Consider the following 19752-nt stretch of genomic DNA (forward strand, 5'->3'; position numbering starts at 1 on the left):
TTCGTTCTAATTATTATTCAAATTCAAATTAAGCATTGCCCGCAGAATATTCGTTTCTTCGTCGAAGTCAAAGATTTTACTCATAATATCCATATTTTCCAGGTTTTTAATATAATCTTTCAGAACGCCTTCCACTTCAGCTGGCAAAGTACGCTTTCTTTCGTTCATACTATGTTCCAGCTGCTCATTTTTACTTCTCAGCTGATCAATAATGGAACTCTGATTAGACTGATTCTCGGAAATATCCAGCTTATCCAGTTCTTTGTCGAAAAGATACAATTTCTTTTCGTCTACACTGAAAATAAAATAATCATCAGACTGAAAGATTTTAAAAAGTTCATAATCGTGGGTTCCGATAAGGTAACCACATACGAAACGGACTTTAAACCCCTGTATATTAAGCCTTCCCAACAGTTTCCTTTCAATGGAATATTCTTTATACTGATAGGAAGGAAAAGAATCAGTTTTCAGCAGTGTTTCATCTGCCTCCGATCTGTAAAATTCCTGGGCATATTTTTTATGAAAGTACAGTACATTGTCCCAATTGGCCGTAAAACGATCTTCCGTCAGGTCTTTATACACTGTTTTTAAGTGTTGGGAAAAGACACCGCTATACATTTTTCTGTCGGTCTCAAAACTATCTACCTTTCTTTCTTCAAAACCTGAAATATATTTACTGTTGATGTTAATTTCATTGATGACCGCCAGCATGTCATTTTCCTTCTGCTTTTTAATTTTAGTCAGAAGTTCTATAAGGCTGTCGGTATACTGCAGGTGGAAAAGTTCCAGTTTATTATAATCTAAAGCCGTATTTTCCTGGAACAGATTGTGGATAATATCCGTTTTGATGTAAATAGATATAATATCAATATGTTCAAAAAAATTAGCGAGAAGCTTAAGCTTTGTTAACCTTCTTTTGCTTTGCGACAATATGGTTGCGGCATCATCCCCCACCTTGGTATCCTATAAATTAACCTCTGACATTTGCTTTTAGTTCGTGCTCCAATGTCTGAAGATCCTGATCCAGTTTTCTTCTGTTGTCAGCTCCTTGTTTCTGGATTTGTTTCACTTCATTCAATGTATTGATCAGCATTGATGTTGTTTCTCTCAATGTTTCCACCGATACGATAGTCTGCTCATTGGCTCTGGCAACGTTCACTGAATTCTGGCCAAGACGCTCTGCATTCTTTCTTAAAATCTCTTCTGTAGTAGAAGATACTTTTTGCTGGATTTCAATATTCTGCTGCTGTCTGTACATCGCTACCGCAAGGGAAAGCTGGTTTTTCCAAACCGGAAGTGTAGTGGTAAGAATCGTCTGTGCCTTTTCAGCAATAGAAACGTTGTTGTTCTGTACGAGTCTGATCTGAGGAAGTGACTGCATCATAATCACACGCACCACTTTAAGATCAGCCATTCTCCTGTCTAGCCTCGCAATGAAATCTCTTTTATCTGCAATCTGATAATCCTGATAAATCTGCGGATTCGCTTCCATCTGAGCAAGCTCGCCTGCAGCTCTTTCCATTCTGATATTACCTGCAATGACAAGCTCTTCAATCTGCTTGATAGAATTCACATTACTTTCAAAAATAGTCTGAAGTACAGCGTTATCTTTTGTAGAGGTGATAATTCCCGCATTTACTTTATAAGAAATCTGCTCGATATTATTGATGATCTTATCGTATTTTGCAAAAAGATTTTCCACCTGAGTCATTACCTTTTTCATGAATGGCAATTTGCTCAGGAAGCTTTTCACTTTATTTCCGTTAAGTTCTTCTACATCTACATAGTTAAGCTCTACCAAAAGGTCGTTGATAAGCCCACCAACTTCTCCTGAGTTTGATCTTCTTACATTTCCTAAGAAGCTGTCACTCTGGTTGGTTAATGTTTTCTGAAGCTCTGCCCCGAAATTAACGATTGAACCAGGGTTGGTCTCGTCAATAGAGTTCGCAAGAACTTCATATTTCTGACGTTCTTCTGACTGCAGCTGTGTCAGATTTACATTTCCCTCTCTATCCACAAGAACAGCCGGCGCCGCATTCTGAGCGGGCTGAGCCGGAGTAGGAGGAGCCATTGGAGTCGGCTCAAAAGTTTTAAGGGGTTCTATTGATCCCAGCGGATCTATGGGTTGATTTTCCTGATTGTCCATGATTACTTTTGATAAATTGATACAAATTTCTCAAGGCCGTCTCTCTGTCCTGCACCTACAGCCTCAAATTTCCATTCTCCGTTTCTGTTGTAGATTCTTCCGAATTCTACAGCGGTTTCGATTGAGAAATCTTCGTCTAATTCGTATTTTAAGATCTCTTCATTCGTATCTGTATTGAAAATTCTGATGAAAGAATTTCTTACCTGTCCAAAGTTTTGCTTTCTTGAATCAGCCTCGTGAATCGTTACGACTACTGTAATTTCTTTGATAGCACTGTCAATTTTAGTAAGATCAATTTTGATCTGCTCATCGTCACCTGCTCCTTCCCCGGTAAGGTTATCTCCTGTGTGGATCACAGATTTGTCCGGAGACTCAAGGTTGTTATAGAAAATAAAGTGATTATCTGAAACTAATTTTTTGTCGTCTCCTAGCAAAAACAAAGAGGCATCAAGGTCGAAAGCGGTTCCTGTAGAAGTATTATTGATATCCCATCCTAAACCTACAGTAAATTTAGGTGCGTTAATGTTTTCTCTTTGTCCTTTTTGTAAGTTAATAGCCATAATATAATTCCGTTTGTGTTAAAGTATTGATGTTATTTTCGTATTCTTTTATTAAATGATAATTGTTACTGATCGCCAACTCCAAAAGCAGGTCCATCTGTTCCTTTTTTACTTGAGACGTAAGATAGTCAAAATTACTTGATTCCAGGCCTAAAATATATTTTACAATCCTTGTATTGAACTGAAAACTTTCTTTATTCATCACTTCTGCAACATGTTTTACATTTTTTACGGCATAGTAGTTGAAAAAGTTTTCAATTTTCGGGTCAAGGTCAAAATTCATCAGTTCTGCATAATACAGGAACATAAAGTCAGCCTCCACGTTATATTCATTCAGGATTCTGTTGACAGTATATTCATGACTTCCCGTGATTTTTATATCGTCTATAAAAATACAAAGTTTTCCTCTCAAAAAGTCCTTATCGATATAATAAGTGTCATTGGCGATCAGATTTTTGCGGTCTTCAAAATTGAGATTCCCGTAATCTGTGATATAGGTATGATTACGATTGATTTTCGACAGAATACTTGACTTTTTTCCTTTTTGAAACAGATAAAAATCCAGGTGTTTTTTAAAGTAAAAACATAAAAAGTTGGATGCAGTAGGAATCGCCATATAGGGGCTTGGAAGCACTACAATCTCTTTATCTGTATTTAAAAGCTCTTCATTTGCGGAAATAAATCCGTCGAATAATTCTCTTGCAAATTTTTCAGCATACGACTTATCGCCATACTTGAAATAACTGTATTCCGCAGGTGAGAACGTAAACTCATCTGCCGAATGAATGTGGTGTAAGCTGTATCTTTTATTCATGTTTATTTTAGTGTTTAAGTAAATGGGCACTGAAGCCAAAGTTCTTTGCTCCCTGATAATCTGCCACCGGATTATCTCCGATATGCAGGATCTGATTCATAGCCAAATTCTGATCTTTAATCTTATTCTTCACTTCCTGAAAAATAAGCGGATTCGGTTTGGAACAGTTGATTTCATCAGAATAGATATGGAAATCTATGTACTGATCCAGGTTTTCATGAATCAGGAATTTCCTCATTGTTTTTCCTTTGATAAATCCAGTGTTGCTTAGAATATTTATGGTCTTTCCCTGATTTTTAATATCCTCAAAAAAATCGTGAATATTTTCAAAAATCACCACCGGCTTGTATTCCAGAAACAATTCTTCACTCTTGTTGTAAAACTCATTGAGATTTTCTTTATTCAATTGTTTTACATCCACATCCAGCGAACCGAGAATCATCAGATAGATCTCAAAAGTATCGATATTACCACCTGTTACTTCATTAATGGTATTGCAAAGATCATCATAATACTTTACGGTTTTCGCAACCTGTTCTATAGGCTTATCTACGTTAAAAAATGAGGAGAACAGCTCAACTCTTTTTGCTTTAAATTCAGGATGAGATTTGATTAAAGTGAGCCACAGGTCAAAGGAAAAATGACTGTGGTTATGGATGTCGATATCTGTTTTCAATAGGTTTTAAGTTAAAAGTTTTTATCTAGCTTCTTGAAAAAGATTTAAAATTTTTTAATCATCAAAAAGTGTTCACGATACTATTCTTCCCAAAGATAAAATATTTATCATAAAAGCATTACGTTCAAGATCTGTTTTAAGATATTTTTATGAAAATCCAAGGTTTTGAAAGGTTCACAGAAGATGATTGATGAAGCGTTTAAAAAAAATATTTTCAAAAATTCTTTGGAAATCAAAAAAAAATTATAATTTCGCAACCGATTAACAATCAACAATGTCAACAAAAATGATAAATATTATAACGTTAAGCAATCCTGTCAGAGCTGTGTTCTTTGGCAGCACTGAATATTTATCTGAATAGTTCTATAGATCTTTTATACCCAAAAATATATTGAAGACCTGTCTATTCGGATAGGTCTTTTTTGCTGCCCTATTTTCAGACTTTAACAAATCCAAAAACTTCTGTTGTTTGTTAAGATCTCTGAAATTTTCCTTTGATACGAAATACGAAAAATGTTTTACCGGCTTTATAAGACCGGAGTGTATTTTGTGCTTATTTTTTTCAGAACCTTTTCCAAAAACAGATCTAAAAATCAACAATTTAAATTAAAAAAAATGAAATACAACACACGAAATATAGGGATTATAGCACACGTAGATGCAGGAAAAACAACGTTATCAGAAAGACTTTTGTATTACACAGGACTTATTCATAAAATCGGTAATGTAGATGATGGAAATACCACCATGGATAAAGACATCCAGGAAAGAAACAGAGGAATTACCATTTCATCGGCTGCAGTTTCCACACAATGGAAAAAAGATAACAATGTTTATAATATCAACATTATTGATACGCCGGGACACATTGATTTTGCAGTAGAAGTAGAACGCTCTCTAAGAGTTCTGGACAGTGTAATCGCAGTTTTCTGTGCTTCATCAGGAGTTCAGCCACAGACTGAAAACGTTTGGTTCCAGGCTGAAAAACACGGCACATCCAAAATCTGTTTCATCAATAAAATGGACAGAATGGGTGCAGACTTCTTTGCTGTTCTTAATGAAATAAAAACCAAGCTGAATGCTGTTCCATTGGCCATTCAGATTCCGATTGGAGCTGAAAACGATTTTGAAGGCGTTATTGATCTTATCAAAATGAAAGCCTTATACTGGACAGATGAAAATGGAGAAACCATTATGGAAAAGAAAATTCCTGCTGCTTCTATGACAGAAGCCCATGAATACAGAGTTAAATTAATGGAAACTCTGGCAGAGAATGATGAGATGTTCTTTGAAGTTTTTATGGATACTGAACAGATTGCCACTGTTGAAATGATTTCAGAAGCTATACAAAGAGTCTGCAGATCCGGATCAGCTGTTCCTGTTTTATGTGGTTCAGCCTTTAAAAATAAGGGAATCCAGCCTCTTCTTGATGCTGTCGTAACGTATCTTCCGGCACCGGATCAGCTTGCTGACCTCCAGGGAAGAGATCCTCAAACGGAAGAAACGGTAACACTGGAAAGAAATGAGGAAGCTGCTTTTTCAGGACTTGTTTTCAAAGTGATAATTGATAAACATATGGGAAGACTGGCTATGCTTCGTGTCTATTCCGGAAAAATCAAATCCGGAGATACGATACTGAATGTAAGAACGGGTGAAAGCTTCAGGATTTCGAGAATTTTACAGATGCAGTCTGATAAAACATTATCAATGGATGAAGCTAAAGCAGGAGATATTGTTGCTTTGACAGGAATAAAAGATGCCAAGACCGGTGATTCTCTATCTTCTCTTGAAAAGCCGATATTACTGGAAGCCATTACCATTCCAACTCCTGTGATCAGAGTTGCTATCGAGCCGAAAACCAATGGTGATGAGAAGTCTTTCGGTTTGGTATTGGCCAAAATACAGGAAGAAGATCCTTCTTTGGTGGTTGAAAGAGACCCGCAGACCGGAGAAACTTTATTAAGCGGCTTGGGAGAACTTCATTTGGAGGTTACATTGGAAAAAATCCGTCTGAATCATGGTATTGAAATCAATCAGGGGAAACCTAAAGTTTCTTATCGTGAGATTTTAACGGAAACCAAAGTTCACCGAGAAAAACTTTCCAAACAAAACGGAGGAAGCGGCCAGTTCGCTGATATCACGTTTGAGATTGGCCCGGGAAATGACAATGGATTGGAATTTATCAATATGATCAAAGGTGGAGTTATTCCGACTGAATTTATTCCTTCTGTTGAAAAAGGATTCAGAGAAGCTATGGAGTATGGACCTTTGAACGGATATCCTCTGGAAAACATGAAGATCACTCTTCTTGACGGTTCCTTCCACGCTCAGGATTCTGCAGCATTCGATTTTGAGATTGCAGCAAGAGAAGGATTCAAAACTGCAGCAAAAGGATGTAGCCCTAAGCTGATGGAGCCTGTCATGCAGATAGAAATTCAAAGTATTGAAGAATACACGGGTGCTGTCACAGCAGATATCAACAGAAGAAGAGGAATGATCACTTCTATTGATGAAAAATCCGGAAGAAAGATTTTTGCAGCGGAAGTTCCGTTAGCTTCAACGTTCGGATACATTTCGGATCTGAGAACACTGACAAGCGGAAGAGCTTCCATCAGCATGAAATTATCACACTATGCTTTAGTGCCTGATTTTATCGCCAATACATTAATAACCTAAACAAGGGAGGACTGTAGATTTTTTTCTTACAGTCCTTGTCTTATTTGTGAATGGTCAATTGTCAATTCGCTGCGCTTGTCAATTTTTTTTACTATAAAAATTCACCATTCACTTGCGAAGCAAAATTCATTCATTGACTCCTTTCCTATTTTTCCGGCATCACCTTATAGGTAGGATCTTCCTGGATATTAACTTCCACTACTGCTTCTGCATTTCTTAATATTTTTCTGCAATCTTCGCTGAGATGGCGCAGATATACCGTTTTATTCTGCTGCTTATAACGTTTGGACAATTTGTCCAAAGCATCTATGGCACTCATATCTACAATACGGCTTTCTTTAAAATCAATAACCACCTGATCCGGGTCATTCACAGGATCGAATTTATCCGTAAATGCTGTTACTGAACCGAAAAACAAAGGCCCATATATTTCATAGTATTTCACACCGTTTTCATCCACATGTTTTCTCGCTCTGATTCTTTTAGCATTATCCCAGGCAAAAACCAATGCTGAAATGATCACTCCAACCAATACTGCTAAAGCAAGATTGTGTAAAATAACAGTAATCAGCGCTACAGTAACGCCTACAAAAATGTCCGATTTCGGCATTTTATTCACAATCCTGATCGATACCCACTGGAAAGTGCTGATAGCAACCATCATCATCACTCCGACTAAAGCAGCCATGGGAATTTTCTCTATGACAGGTGCACCAACCAGAATAATTATCAAAATAAGCAGTGATGCTACAATCCCTGATAGTCTTGCTCTGGAGCCTGCATTAAGATTTACCAATGTCTGTGCTACCATTGCACATCCACCCATTCCACCAAAAAAGCCGTTGGTAATATTAGCCAATCCCTGAGCGACAGACTCTTTATTGGCACTTCCCTTGGTATTCGTGATTTCATCTACCATGGATAATGTCAGAAGAGATTCAATAAGACCTACTCCGGCCATAATTAAAGCATATGGAAAAATAATCTGTAAAGTTTCCAGAGAAAAAGGGACCTTCGGAATATGAAAACCCGGAAGGTTTCCACTGATATGAGCAATATCTGCAACCGTTTTTGTTGGAATATTAAATCCGAGAACTACTGCAAATAAGATGATAATAGCTACCAGAGAGGCAGGAACCACTTTTGTGATTTTTGGAAAAAAGTAAACGATAGCAATTGTAAGGGCAGTTAAGCCAGCCATGATGTATAGAGGCATTCCCTGCAGCCAACTTACTCCTCCATTACTGTCTGTGATTTTGAACTGTTCAACCTGTGCCATGAAAATAATAATAGCCAATCCATTCAGAAATCCGTACATAACAGGTTGCGGAATCAGTCTTACAAATTTTCCAAGTTTAAAGATTCCTACCATCATCTGAAAGATTCCGGCAAGTGCTACAGTAGCAAACAGATATTCTGTTCCATGAGAATGTATCAAAGCAATCAGTACAACGATGGTTGCTCCTGCTCCTCCGGAAACCATACCAGGACGTCCTCCTAAAACTGCGGTTACAAGTCCCATCATAAATGCAGCATACAGTCCTGTAAGCGGAGACAAACCAGCCAGAATAGCGAATGAAAGGGATTCAGGAATCATAGTCATTGCTACCGTAAAGCCAGCCAGCAGTTCGTTCTTATAGTTGATTTTCTTCGAAAAGTCGAATAAGCTTATAGTATTTTTCATTGATATGCAAATGTATGGACTGTGCAAATGGTATACAATTTTTTCTTTTTATGATTTTTCATGATTACGGTGATCGCTTTAAACAATTTACATATCGACTTTTATAATATGTTAATTTTACTTAAAATAAACAGATAAAGTATGATTTTTACATTTCTAACTGTTTTTACTTCTTATTTTTGTTTACATTTGAAAACGAATAAGCGATTATTTGGTACTAATTAAAAGATTCGATGCGCAAAAAGCTGTTTATCAACACATCAACAGCCCCAGCTCACAGAATTCTATAAAAACCTTAATAGGTTATATATTATTTTACACAAATGGCAGGAAGAGAGTTTGAAAGAGAAGAAGAAAAGACCCCATTGAAAATAAAGAATATATCCAAATTATATTAAGGTGATCCCTACCCGCCTGTTTTACAATATTTGGTAAGTTACAATGCGTTTCTAAGATAGAGTCTTACGAAAGGTATTTTTTGATATTTTTCAATCATAATCCATTTTCTTCACCAATTTCAAGCTATCATCAGCTATTTAACACCTCACAAAATAATACACATCACCTATTATTCGTTTTTTATATATAAGTTTAAACAAAAGAATAATATTCAGTAAAAATGTTATATAAAGAAATCCATATTGGGAAATTTATTAAGGAGAGAGTTGATGAAAACGAAATAACAGTAGAGAGAATATGCAAATTTTTAGGCAAAGATGAGGAAACTGTTGAGATGATGTACGACAGCAGCTCAATGGATACTGATCTTCTTTTAAGATGGAGCAAATTACTGGAATATGATTTTTTCAGACTCTACAGTTCACATTTAATTTTATACGCACCGCCTTCTGCAATTAACAAAAACAGCCAAAAGTCTGAAAAGACGCCTTATTTCAGGAAAAATATTTACACTCAGGAAATCAAAGATTTTATTATGAAAAGGATTATTTCCGGTGAAATGACCCAAAGCGAAGTTATCAAGGAATATTCAATTCCGAAAAGTACGCTTCACAGATGGCTTCAGAAGAGCGATAATGCCAACTGATAAAGAGATAAAACATGCGCCCAAATTACAAAAGAATTTATCAGGATATGCTAAAGATGGAATATCCTGAAAAGCTGAAAGATCCGAAAATCAAAGAACTTCTTGAAAAGCTTCACACCAGTGATGATGTACTTAAGTTCAATGAAAAGCTGTTCAAGCAGTCCAGAGAAAATCAGAAACTGAAAACCTATGACAGGCAGACGATGTTAAAACTGCTTCAGTATCAGAAAAAACATGGCCACTCAACAAGCTATATGTCAAGGAAATATAAAATAAGCCGGACTACTCTTTCAAAATGGAAAGGAATGTTTGAAAAAGAGCTTGAAGATACAATGAAAAGTGCCGGTACATAATCTACCGGCATTTTTTAAAGGTAATAATAAGGAAAAAACCGGGCTGTCGTTTGCCGGAGTCGAACCGGATAACCTTGCCGGAGTAACCGGCTTCGCTATTCCTCCCGTCATTATAGTGCGATGTATTTTTTCCTGACGACACTTCAGATGGTCATATAAAGAAGCTGGAAGTGGAAAGAAGAAAGATGGCAAGCCTGAGATTCCTCCGGCTTTATAGAAAATTACGATACAAAGATCTTTCAACGTCCCACTTCCGACTCCTCATATGATGAAATCAAGACAATAAGCGAAAAATGCAGTCGTGCTCTAACCAGCTGAGCTACTCTTCCTATATAAACTGTGTTTTTTGTTGTGGAAGAGACGGGACTCGAACCCGTGACCCCGTCGTGATGAGCGAAGTAACATTTTTCTACGGCACTTGTTTGTTTTTATTTTCCTTCTTCAGCAATATATGTTTTGACAATAGGATGAATGCTGGCATTCTCTGAATAATAATTTAAACCGAAACTCCTCCATCCACAAGACCAATAGAGAATCCTTTCTTTCAGATAAGGAATATCTTTGGTTTCATCATACTTAAAATTTTCATCAAATATATACTTTACCTCATCAATAAGTTGCGGATAAAACATTTGGTCTTCTTCATCAAAGACCTCAATATGGATATTAAGATGGTTACCTATTTCATTTAATAAATAAGTTCTAAAATCCCAACCCATAACAATAATATCGGAAGATCCCATAGAAATAATCGGTTTCCATTTAAGATTCTCATCACTTACAATATATCGGAGACCAGTTAATGGTAAAAGAGCTGGAACATGAGAAAACCATTCTTCAAAAACTTCTATTCTCTTTTCCAAAGATGCAGATTTTATTCCCCATGAATTAAGCCACACCTGGCTCTTCTCATTCACATCGTGCTTCATCCAATTATAAGAACCTTTTATTATTTCCTCAACTTCCTTTTCATCAGCAAGCCAATTATAAAAAAAATCACGTTCTTCAGTAATTAATTCTCCATCATATTCATATTCAACAATTTCTTTTTTATCAATCGCATGAAGAATCTTTAAAAATTCTTTATGCTCAGGAATAAAACTGATCTTATATTTTTTCTCAACCTGATCAATCTGTTCTTCAGAAAGCCCTTGCCATTTGGCTCCGTAAAATCCTTTAGGACAATTTTCATCATCCACAGACCACAGTTTTTCTGTGCGTTCTTTGACCCAGTATAAAAATTCAGTCAGATTACTTGGTATATGCATGGTTATTAAATTTTAAAATAAAAAGAGGCAGGATTCGAAAAGACTTGTACAAGATCACTTTCATGACCTTCTGGAGTCGAACCAAATCAAACCGAAGCAGGTCTTTTCTACGGCACTCTTTTACAAATCAAGGTAATATTTTTCAGAATCTTCCGTGCATTTGCTCTACCTGCTGAGCTACCTCTCCTTTTCGGGGGAGAAGGCAGGATTCGAACCTGCGACCCAATGCTTACTCAATCTCGAAGTATGATTCTAAGACGACACTTGATTTTAATTATTCATGGTTATTAGTTTTCTTTTTACAAAATCATACTGCTACTACGTAATCTATTTACGTAGTATAATTTTATTTAAATTTTGTTCGTTTTGCCTTGAAGCAAAAGAACCAAAAGTTCAAGACCTGGAAACTCCGACTAAAAATAATCTACACTCACTAAAAATTCTAAAACTTGCGCGAATGTAATGTGACTTCTTCGTTTCAATTTCTGTGTCGCGCTTCAAACAATAGAATTTTCTTAACGTTCGCATAGCTTATTTTCTTAACGCCTCCGTTTCCTATGTCACATTTCCATAGGTTTTATTTTTAAAAGCAGTGCCTGTTACAGCACTACTTTCTGAATCATTTTTACTGCAGACTTTTTGTCTTCCAACGCGTTCAGTACATCGAAAATTTTGTCTGACCAACCAGCAATAAGATGTACATCATCCTTCCTGATATCAAGCGGCTGTGTACCATAACCTGCAAGGTCAAAAATATACAGCTTTGCATGAGGCGCGATGGCTTTGTACTTTTTCCACACGTCTTCGAAAGAGTTTCTGTTTCCTGTGCTATCCCACATCTGGGTATCAGTGAAAAGCATTACTTTATCCACCTGCTCTTTTCTTTTGATAAGGTCTTCCATCACCAGATAACCGTTGGTGGAATATCCTACTTCACCTTCACGTTTGTAGAAGGCATCTACATTCCTTAAAATACCATTTTTCGGCATTGGAACTCTTAGCCAACGGTCACCGAAGATACCCGTTACCACGTTTTTACACTGTGACTGGAGGATCATAGACATCAGCAAACCGATATCATACAGCAAAATTTTACTTTTGCTGGAAACTGCTTTCTGCATAGAACCTGACACGTCGGCAGCGATCACCACTGATGTCTCAAAACCAAAACCTTTGATGTTTCTGGCACTTACCAAAACAGCACTTTCCAGAGCTTCCACTACGGAGGACAGATAAGGAGAATCAAAGTTTTTTAATTCTCTGTAAGCCGCCAGGAATCGGAATGGGAGCTGTTTTGAATTGGTTACAGCTCTTTCATCGGAAAGGTATCTGCACACTTTGTTCATCGCATCAGACGATACATTAGCTTCCAGAATATTCCTCAGGTTTCTCATGGTTGCCATATAACCCAGTTTGTTGCTGAAGATCAGCTCTTCCCATTTGTTTTTGAAAGCCAGTTTTCTTTCTGCATCATTAGCAAACTTTGTCTGGCCTAGAACGGAAAGTTCCACTTCCCACGTATAAGGAGTTTCCAGTGTATTGTTGGCAATTTTGTTGAAAACTGCTTGTTGGTTTTCATCCTTAGCTTTCGGGTGAACCAGAAATAATGCATCTTTCAGCGTTACTTCTGCTTTTCTGTTGTATTTGGCAAACTGATATTCATCAAATTTATTGAATGATTTTACCAGTCCTTTCTGAATCTGCTTGGATAGTTTGTTCAGCTTCTTTGTATCGGTTCTTTTATTGGCAAGCTGGTAGTACGCCAGCAATTCTGTGATTTCATCCGCTCTCTGCACGACTCCATCTACTGTTTTGCTTACAAGGTCTGTACCGGAAATCTGCTTTGCCAGTTCAGTTGTCAAAACCAATGGAATAGACCTTAAGTACATATCTTTTCTTGCATATACGGCCAGCTTTGCCACAAATTCAGGATCATTTTTTTTGATCAGAGACTGGATTCTTCCTAATCTGTCATTTCCTTTTTCGTAGTTGGCATCTGACAGTCCTGTTGTAACAACAGCACTATACAGTTCTTCTGCAGGTGTCATGGCATATGCTTTTGTACCTTCGTAGTTTGGTACTACTTTAGTTTCTTTTTTTAAAAAATTAAATTTCATGGTTACTGTTTTTATTGTTAAACATGGGAAGAATTGATACTTCCTCTCTGATTTCTGATGCAAAGTAAAAACAGTATTACGTAATCTTTTTGCGCAGGAAATTTTTCTTTGATTTTTTTATTTTTAATCTGATTCTCGCAGATTTTAAGTTTTGGTTAAAGCCGACTGAAAGGTGCTATATTTGAAAGGCGGGCTAAAACCAACTCTATTGTGTACTATATTGAAATTATTATAACACAGAAAACACAGATGCTGTAGGAATAAAATTGAATTCTTCATTCATCATTTATAATTCATCATTATAAAATCCTTCTATTATTCATTTTAATTAAAGAAATCGTCTATGCGGAATTTTCAGATAAGAGTTTTCTAGCTTTGTTTTATTAAAATTAAGCTATGATTAAAGGAATATACGAGACTCATATTCAGGTGAGCAATCTGGAAAATGCAATACAGTTTTACACGGAAGTATTAGGATTAAAACTGGCTCACAAAGATGAAACCAGACCTATTGCTTTTCTATGGGCGGGAGAAGGAAAACAATTTATGCTGGGGCTTTGGGAGCAAAAGGAGAATCTTCAGACCAGACATTTTGCTTTTTCCAGCAGTAAAGAAGATATTTTGAATTATTCTGTAGAATTTCTTGAAAAAAAGGATTTAAAACCTTACAATTTTCTAAAAAACGGAACTGTAGAGCCTATGGTATTTGCATGGATGCCTGCATTGGCAATTTACTTTAATGATCCAGATGGAAATCAGCTTGAATTTATTTCTATTCTGGAGGGTGAAGGCAGACCGGAACTGGGAGTACTGAGCTATGAGGAATGGATGAAGCAGACTGGTAATTAATAAGACACTACTACAACACAGTGGCGCAAGATGTTGCGCCTTTGTGCTGCTCAACAAAATGATAAGATGAGCATCAGCAGTATTTAAACATTAACCAGTTTTTTCACTGCCAATACATGTTTACAGGGACCTCTTTCCCCCTGATATTTACTGAACCACTCACAGGTACAGCGTTCTTTTTCTTCCTGAATGATTACTGTATGATGTACACCGGTTCCTCTTACTCTGGCTTCTGTTCTTTCTTTATTATTATTCAAGATTTCTACTTTTCCGTCTTCAATCAATTTTTCCGCATTTTTTATGCGGGGATTAAGCCCGATAATCCGGCTTAATTTAAATGGAAGTCTGCGATAGAAAAATTCCCTGTCATCAAGATCGTAACCGAGTAATCCCATTGCAGCAAGCCTGCCGGTACTATTTTCAACTTTGTCAAAACTGATATTCTCTTCCAGAGCAAGCGTGGCAGGATTAAAGGACTGGTTGGCATAGGCATATTTATCCAAGGCGTCAATCCATTCGTCGGGAACATCCGAAATCAGGCTATCTAACACTGCGCCTTCCCCTGAGAAACCTCTCCAGCATTCTCTAGATAAAGAAAAACTGAAACGGATATTCCCCATACTGAGCTGCCATGTTACGGACTGCATGTTGGCATGTGCAAATACCTGCATAGAATCAATATAAGGAAGAAGAGGCTCTAAAAGACGAAGCCTGTGAATTCCTCCTATGCAAACAGAATCTGTAGATTGTACCGGAGAAAAGATGGGTTTATTTCCGCGTACAATTAAGTAATAATCTGACTTTACCACTCCTTTCGGCATTCCTCTAAACAATTGCTGCGTCTGGATTCTATTGAAGGTGTAGCGTTTCACTGATTCTGATAAATAGACCTGAACGGTCCCCAATCCTTTGATCCATTTTACAGGCAATGGGACTTTTCTTTCTATTATTTTATTTTCTTCCTGATAAATCCCAACTTCTTTTTGCCCTACAGAAAGCATAATTTTTCCATTCGGACGGATACTTCCCAAAGCATTTATCATAGGCTGATTGAAATCCACATTTGTTGTTCCGTTTTCAAGAAACTCTCCATCCAATCCATCAGGCAGTACATCTACTCTTGCATACACTCCTGCACAATGAGAAAAGCCTTCAAATCGTACTCTCCCATTTCCTGCTGTCACTATAGGATCTTTAAGGTGTGCCATCTGAAGCGGCGACAGATTAAAACTGGATTTCACAATGTTGGAAAGTGTGATCAGACATCGGGCCAAAATAAAGGGCTGCCCTACATTTCCCCAAAAGAAACAGGGCGCATCAGTATTTTTATATACCTCATTGTATTTGGCGAGGAACAACTCTTCAAGCGCACCTGTCCTAACTAAAGAGGATGCTCCTGAATAGTTGTAAATAAGCGTATCTTCCATGATCTATTTTTTCAGGAGTAGATTACAGATTTTTTTAAGGCTAGAGTTTTCTTTCCAGTGGTTTAATTTTTCAAGTACTTCTTTAGGAACCAATGAATGATTCAATGCCAATACTTCATGGTAAATTTCCAGAATTCTTTTCAGATTGGTAACCGGTTCTTCCATTTGAAGTACAATATTGGTAATCAATTCCTCGAGAGCAGTATTATGATTTTTGCTTACATTCAGCATGTGATGCTGCATAAGATCTGTCAATCTTTTCACCGGCGCCCACTCCAGTTTTTCGTGCAGACCAATCACTCTTCCCAGCCTTGCGTTATCCATCATCTGACAGGAAACATGTTCAAGCCAGATTTCAGCAGCAGTTCCTCGGATGGTTTTATCACCATCCAGGAAAATAGTCCCAAGAAACAGATAACCAATTTCATCCAGAGGTTTCTTGATCTGATACAGTGTATTGGCAGTATTCAAAACAAGGTTTCTTTCAAAAACTTCTGCAATTCCTGAATAGAAAAGACAGTACTTGATAACTTTCGCCAGAGCATTGGCAGGCGTATTGGGAAAGCACAGCATCAGTGCAGGAATTTCATTAAGCTCTTTCTGCTCTGCTACAAAATATTCCAGGAACAAAGGTTCTTTTCTTTTTTCGAGATGATATTTTGGAATCGTAATATTCAGCTCTACCGGATAGTATGAGTTTTTCTTATTGTCAATGGTCTTCCATTGGTAAGCCCCTGAAAAGAATTCCACAGGAATATTTTCATATCCGAAACTTCTGAATTCTTCAAAAACAGTGTCAGGTGAACGTGTAATTCCGGCTGTCATCCACCATGAAGGATGTATAAACTTGCCTTCCGGTTTTTCATTTTTACCAAAGAAGAAAAGCAACAATTCTCTATATTCACCCTTTAGTCTTTTCTCTGTTTCTGCAACAGCTTCTGAAGTATCATCCAAAGCACAGCGCTGCAGGGCCAGCTGAATATCCAGATGATGAGGCTCTGTATTACTATTCTGATAATTCTCTAATCTCTCAACGAGAGTCACAGGGGAAATCCAGCATGGCGCGTGGGTGATAGGAAATAACAAAGGCAGTTTATCCCCGGATTTTATTTTTTCAACAGCATATACAGCGATCTCTTTAAAAGCCTGTCTTGCAGGACAATCTGCTCCAACATCTTCTATCGGGCCCAGTTTCTTCTGATAATTGGAATAAGACTCTCTTGTTATTTCTTCCTCCCTTGTTTTCTGATATATTTTTTCCAGATTCTTTAACTGAACCGGATATTTTTCCATTAATACCAGCCCATAATTGATAATAGCATTGCACAGCAAAACATTCAGATAAGGAACTTCCCATTTTGCAATGGTTTTACAGGCCTTTAAAAATACAGGTTCCATCAGTTTCACAGAATCTTCATCCACATCTCCGGCAAACCTGATAAATCCAGTCAAAGCAATATCACAATGATAGCTATACGGATCGTCCATTGCCAAAGGCAGATAGAACATCAGATCTTCAAAATTCTGAAGTACCTGCACTGCATTTTCATCTGTAGCCAGCAATCGTTTTTCCGAAGCTATAGCTTCCAGTTCCGGCTGTTTTTCTTCAATATATTTTACTAAAAGCGGACGTACATTCGTCAATATATTATCTGAATAGTGAGAAAGTGCCTCAATCATATTTTCTGAAGCCGGTATGTATTTAAGAATGATCTTTGCTGCTTTTGACTGTATGCCATCATCTTTACTAACAAACGCTGTACTTAAAGCCACTCCGAGCATATCCGGATCTACCTTCTTTCTCTGAAATATTTTTTCAGTAAGTCCCAGGCTGGAAACCACCACTGTTTTTACTTCTGAACTCAGCAAATTCGGAAGGTAATGCGAAAATTCTTCATTTTTAAATTCAGCAGCCCCAACAATTTTTTTCAGGTGGGATAATATTGTATTCACGGCTTTTGACTGTGAAGAAACAAGGCCTGCAAGCAGTTCATCCTGCAGATCAGATAATTCTTCTTCTGTTGGTTTTAATGATGTAAAAGCATCCATAAACCAGCCCGTGACATTTTTATTAAAGTTTCTGTTGGAAGCCAGAAGGCATTCTTTCAGGAATCTTTTCCTTTCAATTTTCTTCTCAGCAATGAGCTTTTGAACAATGGGAAACCATTCTTTACGGAAGGGTAAAGATTTGGAAGGAAATTCACATAAATACCAGAAATGTGTATTCAGTGTTTCAGGATAACGGTCAAGATCAGCTGGATAATTACTCAGGTGATGTCCCAATAATTCAGGTTTGGGCTGTACATATCCTTTCTCTGACCATCCTAAAATATCTTTATAATTGAAGGCTGTAAATTCTGCTTCAACCGATTCATTGATAAAGTCTGAAAACCAGTCCGGGCATCCCCATTCCAATATCTGCTCGGTCTGTTCTGCATTGCGGAAAAGGCTCCAGTAATTTTTACCAAAATTCTTTTTGTCCATACATACAAAAGAAGCTATATCTATAATGGAATGCTGGTTCACAGATCCTGCCGTGTGGTAGGAGTTTTTAGTCATTACAATTTTACTGATCTCACGGTCCATTTTCTTGATAGAGGGTATCAGTGTTTTCCTTTCTTCAATGCTAAGCTCTTTTAGAAAGGGAATAATCTCATGTACTTTTTCCTCATTAAGGATCTCATAAAGTCTTTCTTTCATGGGCTTTAATTTGATGTATAAATTTGTTTCAGGTTATTCGTTTTATTCCATTCTTCAGGCAGTTTGATAAGAGCTTTCTCTGGTTCAAACCCATTATACTTTAACAGTTCATGATAGAGCCCGTACTTTTTGTTATTAAAAACCGTTTTCCCAGCTGCTGAAAGAATGGAGGTCAGCAGTTTTCCTTTATATTTTTTAAAATTGTTTGAAGACCGCTTGTTAAAAAGGGTCTCAAAAGCCGTAACACAGGGAGTTTCATATTTATTAAACAGTCCCGGAGACAGAAATAAATAAGGCCTCTCCATGAAAAGTAAATTCATCTTCATTTCAACATTTAAAACTATTTCAAATCCTTCACTACAACATTAATACACAGTATTTTATAACAGCAGTTTTTTCCTGTGAAAACAAAGTCTTTAAAACAGGAAGTCCTATATAAAATTGTCATCAGTCCATCATCTTAAAGATCCGGACAAAAATTGAATAAATTATTTAATAAAAAATGTTTTCAGGGGTGTAACTTTTAAAGAATCCGATGGCAAAATCAAATGATATCTTGTCTATCCGGATTTTTCTTTGTACTCATGACCTGCTTTGCAGCCAATAACAGTTTAAATATTTTACCTTAAAACTTTCATTACTAAACATCCATTTATTCTCATTGGCTAAAATAAAAAAAAATGACTGACAGACAGTAAATTATCCCATAAAAGTGATTTTTTTAACAAATATTAAGTTAATAAAACAATAGTTGATAACGCTCTCAGTACAATAAAAATAATTCCCTGTTTAAAGATATAAAATTAAAAAAAATAGCTAAAAGCTCTATATTGTGATATTTACACAACATTTGGTGTCTTATTTTTAGTATTGATGATGGCTTACAACAAAATTATCTTACCGTACCGATACGTTAATTTTATTTAAAATAATAAATAGAGGATAGCCATTCAATAAATTTTATATATTTGCAAAACAAAATACTTGACAACTCAAACACTTTTCAATGATAAGCACAGAATTATTACTTTTAATAAACATCAATAAACTACAGTCCGTAATTGCCAGAAAATTTGACTCTCTGAGTGTTCATGGTCTGGGATTCAATGACTTTGTTATTCTTTATGTGCTCTATTCTTCCTCTGAGAGCAGAATGAGGAGAATAGATCTTGCTGAAAGAATAGGTCTTACGGCATCGGGAGTCACCCGGTTATTGAATCCATTGGAAAAAATCGGACTGGTATCCAGAGAAAGCAACGAAAGAGATGCCCGCGTAAGTTATGTGGTCATCACTCCTAATGGTAAAAAGATATTTGAAGAAGCTAAGCTAAGCGCAGAAAATATTACTAAAGAAATTCTTTCTTCCAAAAAAGGTAAATCTCTACGCATGGTCAATGAGCTTTTATTTGATTTGGGAGGAAATATCCAATAATGAAA

General features: G+C 36.7%; 16 protein-coding genes. 5 read left to right on the forward strand and 11 right to left on the reverse strand.

Translation table 11 applies throughout. From position 1 onward, the window contains the following. Positions 1 to 6 precede the first annotated feature (6 nt). The 5 genes from JNG87_RS09010 to JNG87_RS09030 are packed head-to-tail and all read right to left on the reverse strand — an operon-like array spanning position 7 to position 4196. Positions 7 to 954 carry a hypothetical protein gene (locus tag JNG87_RS09010; RefSeq protein ID WP_202843560.1) on the reverse strand — a complete coding sequence of 316 codons (948 nt, stop codon included), beginning with the start codon at positions 952 to 954 and terminating at the stop codon, positions 7 to 9. Positions 955 to 970: 16 nt separating this feature from the next. Further along, a complete protein-coding gene (locus JNG87_RS09015; protein WP_202843562.1) occupies positions 971 to 2146 on the reverse strand; it encodes a toxic anion resistance protein in 1176 nt (391 codons plus the stop codon). Positions 2147 to 2148: 2 nt separating this feature from the next. Then, positions 2149 to 2706: a TerD family protein gene (locus JNG87_RS09020; protein ID WP_202843564.1), complete on the reverse strand. Its 558-nt coding sequence runs from the start codon at positions 2704 to 2706 to the stop codon at positions 2149 to 2151. Then, positions 2696 to 3520, reverse strand: coding sequence for a phosphoribosyltransferase family protein (locus JNG87_RS09025; protein WP_202843566.1), 825 nt, complete (start codon positions 3518 to 3520; stop codon positions 2696 to 2698). The genes JNG87_RS09020 and JNG87_RS09025 overlap by 11 nt, the downstream gene beginning before the upstream one ends. A 7-nt stretch (positions 3521 to 3527) precedes the next feature. Further along, positions 3528 to 4196, reverse strand: coding sequence for an HAD family hydrolase (locus JNG87_RS09030; RefSeq protein WP_202843568.1), 669 nt, complete (start codon positions 4194 to 4196; stop codon positions 3528 to 3530). A gap of 615 nt (positions 4197 to 4811) precedes the next feature. Between JNG87_RS09030 and fusA the strand changes: the two genes are divergently transcribed. Continuing rightward, entirely contained in the window at positions 4812 to 6872 is a 2061-nt protein-coding gene (gene fusA, locus JNG87_RS09035; protein WP_238349702.1) for an elongation factor G, read from the forward strand. A 145-nt stretch (positions 6873 to 7017) separates the two neighbouring features. On the opposite strand, the gene JNG87_RS09040 is transcribed toward fusA, so the two are convergent. Further along, a complete protein-coding gene (locus tag JNG87_RS09040; RefSeq protein ID WP_202843572.1) occupies positions 7018 to 8556 on the reverse strand; it encodes a SulP family inorganic anion transporter in 1539 nt (512 codons plus the stop codon). 619 nt (positions 8557 to 9175) lie between these two features. Between JNG87_RS09040 and JNG87_RS09045 the strand changes: the two genes are divergently transcribed. After that, a complete protein-coding gene (locus JNG87_RS09045) occupies positions 9176 to 9601 on the forward strand; it encodes a transposase (protein WP_110009579.1) in 426 nt (141 codons plus the stop codon). Positions 9602 to 9615: 14 nt separating this feature from the next. Then, positions 9616 to 9954 carry a hypothetical protein gene (locus tag JNG87_RS09050; RefSeq protein WP_110009580.1) on the forward strand — a complete coding sequence of 113 codons (339 nt, stop codon included), beginning with the start codon at positions 9616 to 9618 and terminating at the stop codon, positions 9952 to 9954. A 428-nt stretch (positions 9955 to 10382) separates the two neighbouring features. On the opposite strand, the gene JNG87_RS09055 is transcribed toward JNG87_RS09050, so the two are convergent. After that, on the reverse strand, positions 10383 to 11222 hold the full coding sequence (locus JNG87_RS09055; protein WP_202843575.1) for a hypothetical protein: 840 nt from the start codon (positions 11220 to 11222) through the stop codon (positions 10383 to 10385). Positions 11223 to 11821: 599 nt separating this feature from the next. Then, the gene (locus tag JNG87_RS09060) at positions 11822 to 13339 is read right to left on the reverse strand and encodes a TROVE domain-containing protein (RefSeq protein ID WP_202843577.1); all 1518 of its coding nucleotides are present in this window, start codon (positions 13337 to 13339) and stop codon (positions 11822 to 11824) included. A 396-nt stretch (positions 13340 to 13735) separates the two neighbouring features. Here JNG87_RS09060 and JNG87_RS09065 point away from each other — a divergent pair, with 396 nt between their 5' ends. Continuing rightward, the gene (locus tag JNG87_RS09065) at positions 13736 to 14188 is read left to right on the forward strand and encodes a VOC family protein (RefSeq protein ID WP_202843579.1); all 453 of its coding nucleotides are present in this window, start codon (positions 13736 to 13738) and stop codon (positions 14186 to 14188) included. Positions 14189 to 14271: 83 nt separating this feature from the next. Here the strand turns inward: JNG87_RS09065 and JNG87_RS09070 are convergent, their stop codons facing one another. From JNG87_RS09070 to JNG87_RS09080, 3 genes are read right to left on the reverse strand one after another with little or no spacing between them, the layout of a single operon-like run. After that, the gene (locus JNG87_RS09070; RefSeq protein WP_202843581.1) at positions 14272 to 15615 is read right to left on the reverse strand and encodes an SWIM zinc finger family protein; all 1344 of its coding nucleotides are present in this window, start codon (positions 15613 to 15615) and stop codon (positions 14272 to 14274) included. Positions 15616 to 15618: 3 nt separating this feature from the next. After that, positions 15619 to 18315, reverse strand: a complete 2697-nt coding sequence (locus JNG87_RS09075) for a DUF6493 family protein (RefSeq protein ID WP_202843583.1) — start codon at positions 18313 to 18315, stop codon at positions 15619 to 15621. Positions 18316 to 18320: 5 nt separating this feature from the next. Continuing rightward, positions 18321 to 18641: a hypothetical protein gene (locus JNG87_RS09080; protein ID WP_202843585.1), complete on the reverse strand. Its 321-nt coding sequence runs from the start codon at positions 18639 to 18641 to the stop codon at positions 18321 to 18323. Between the two features lie 680 nt (positions 18642 to 19321). On the opposite strand from JNG87_RS09080, the gene JNG87_RS09085 reads away from it, so the two are divergent. Beyond that, entirely contained in the window at positions 19322 to 19747 is a 426-nt protein-coding gene (locus JNG87_RS09085; RefSeq protein WP_202843587.1) for a MarR family winged helix-turn-helix transcriptional regulator, read from the forward strand. The last annotated feature ends 5 nt before the right edge of the window (positions 19748 to 19752 follow it).

Source organism: Chryseobacterium cucumeris (assembly GCF_016775705.1).
Classification (GTDB): domain Bacteria; phylum Bacteroidota; class Bacteroidia; order Flavobacteriales; family Weeksellaceae; genus Chryseobacterium; species Chryseobacterium cupriresistens.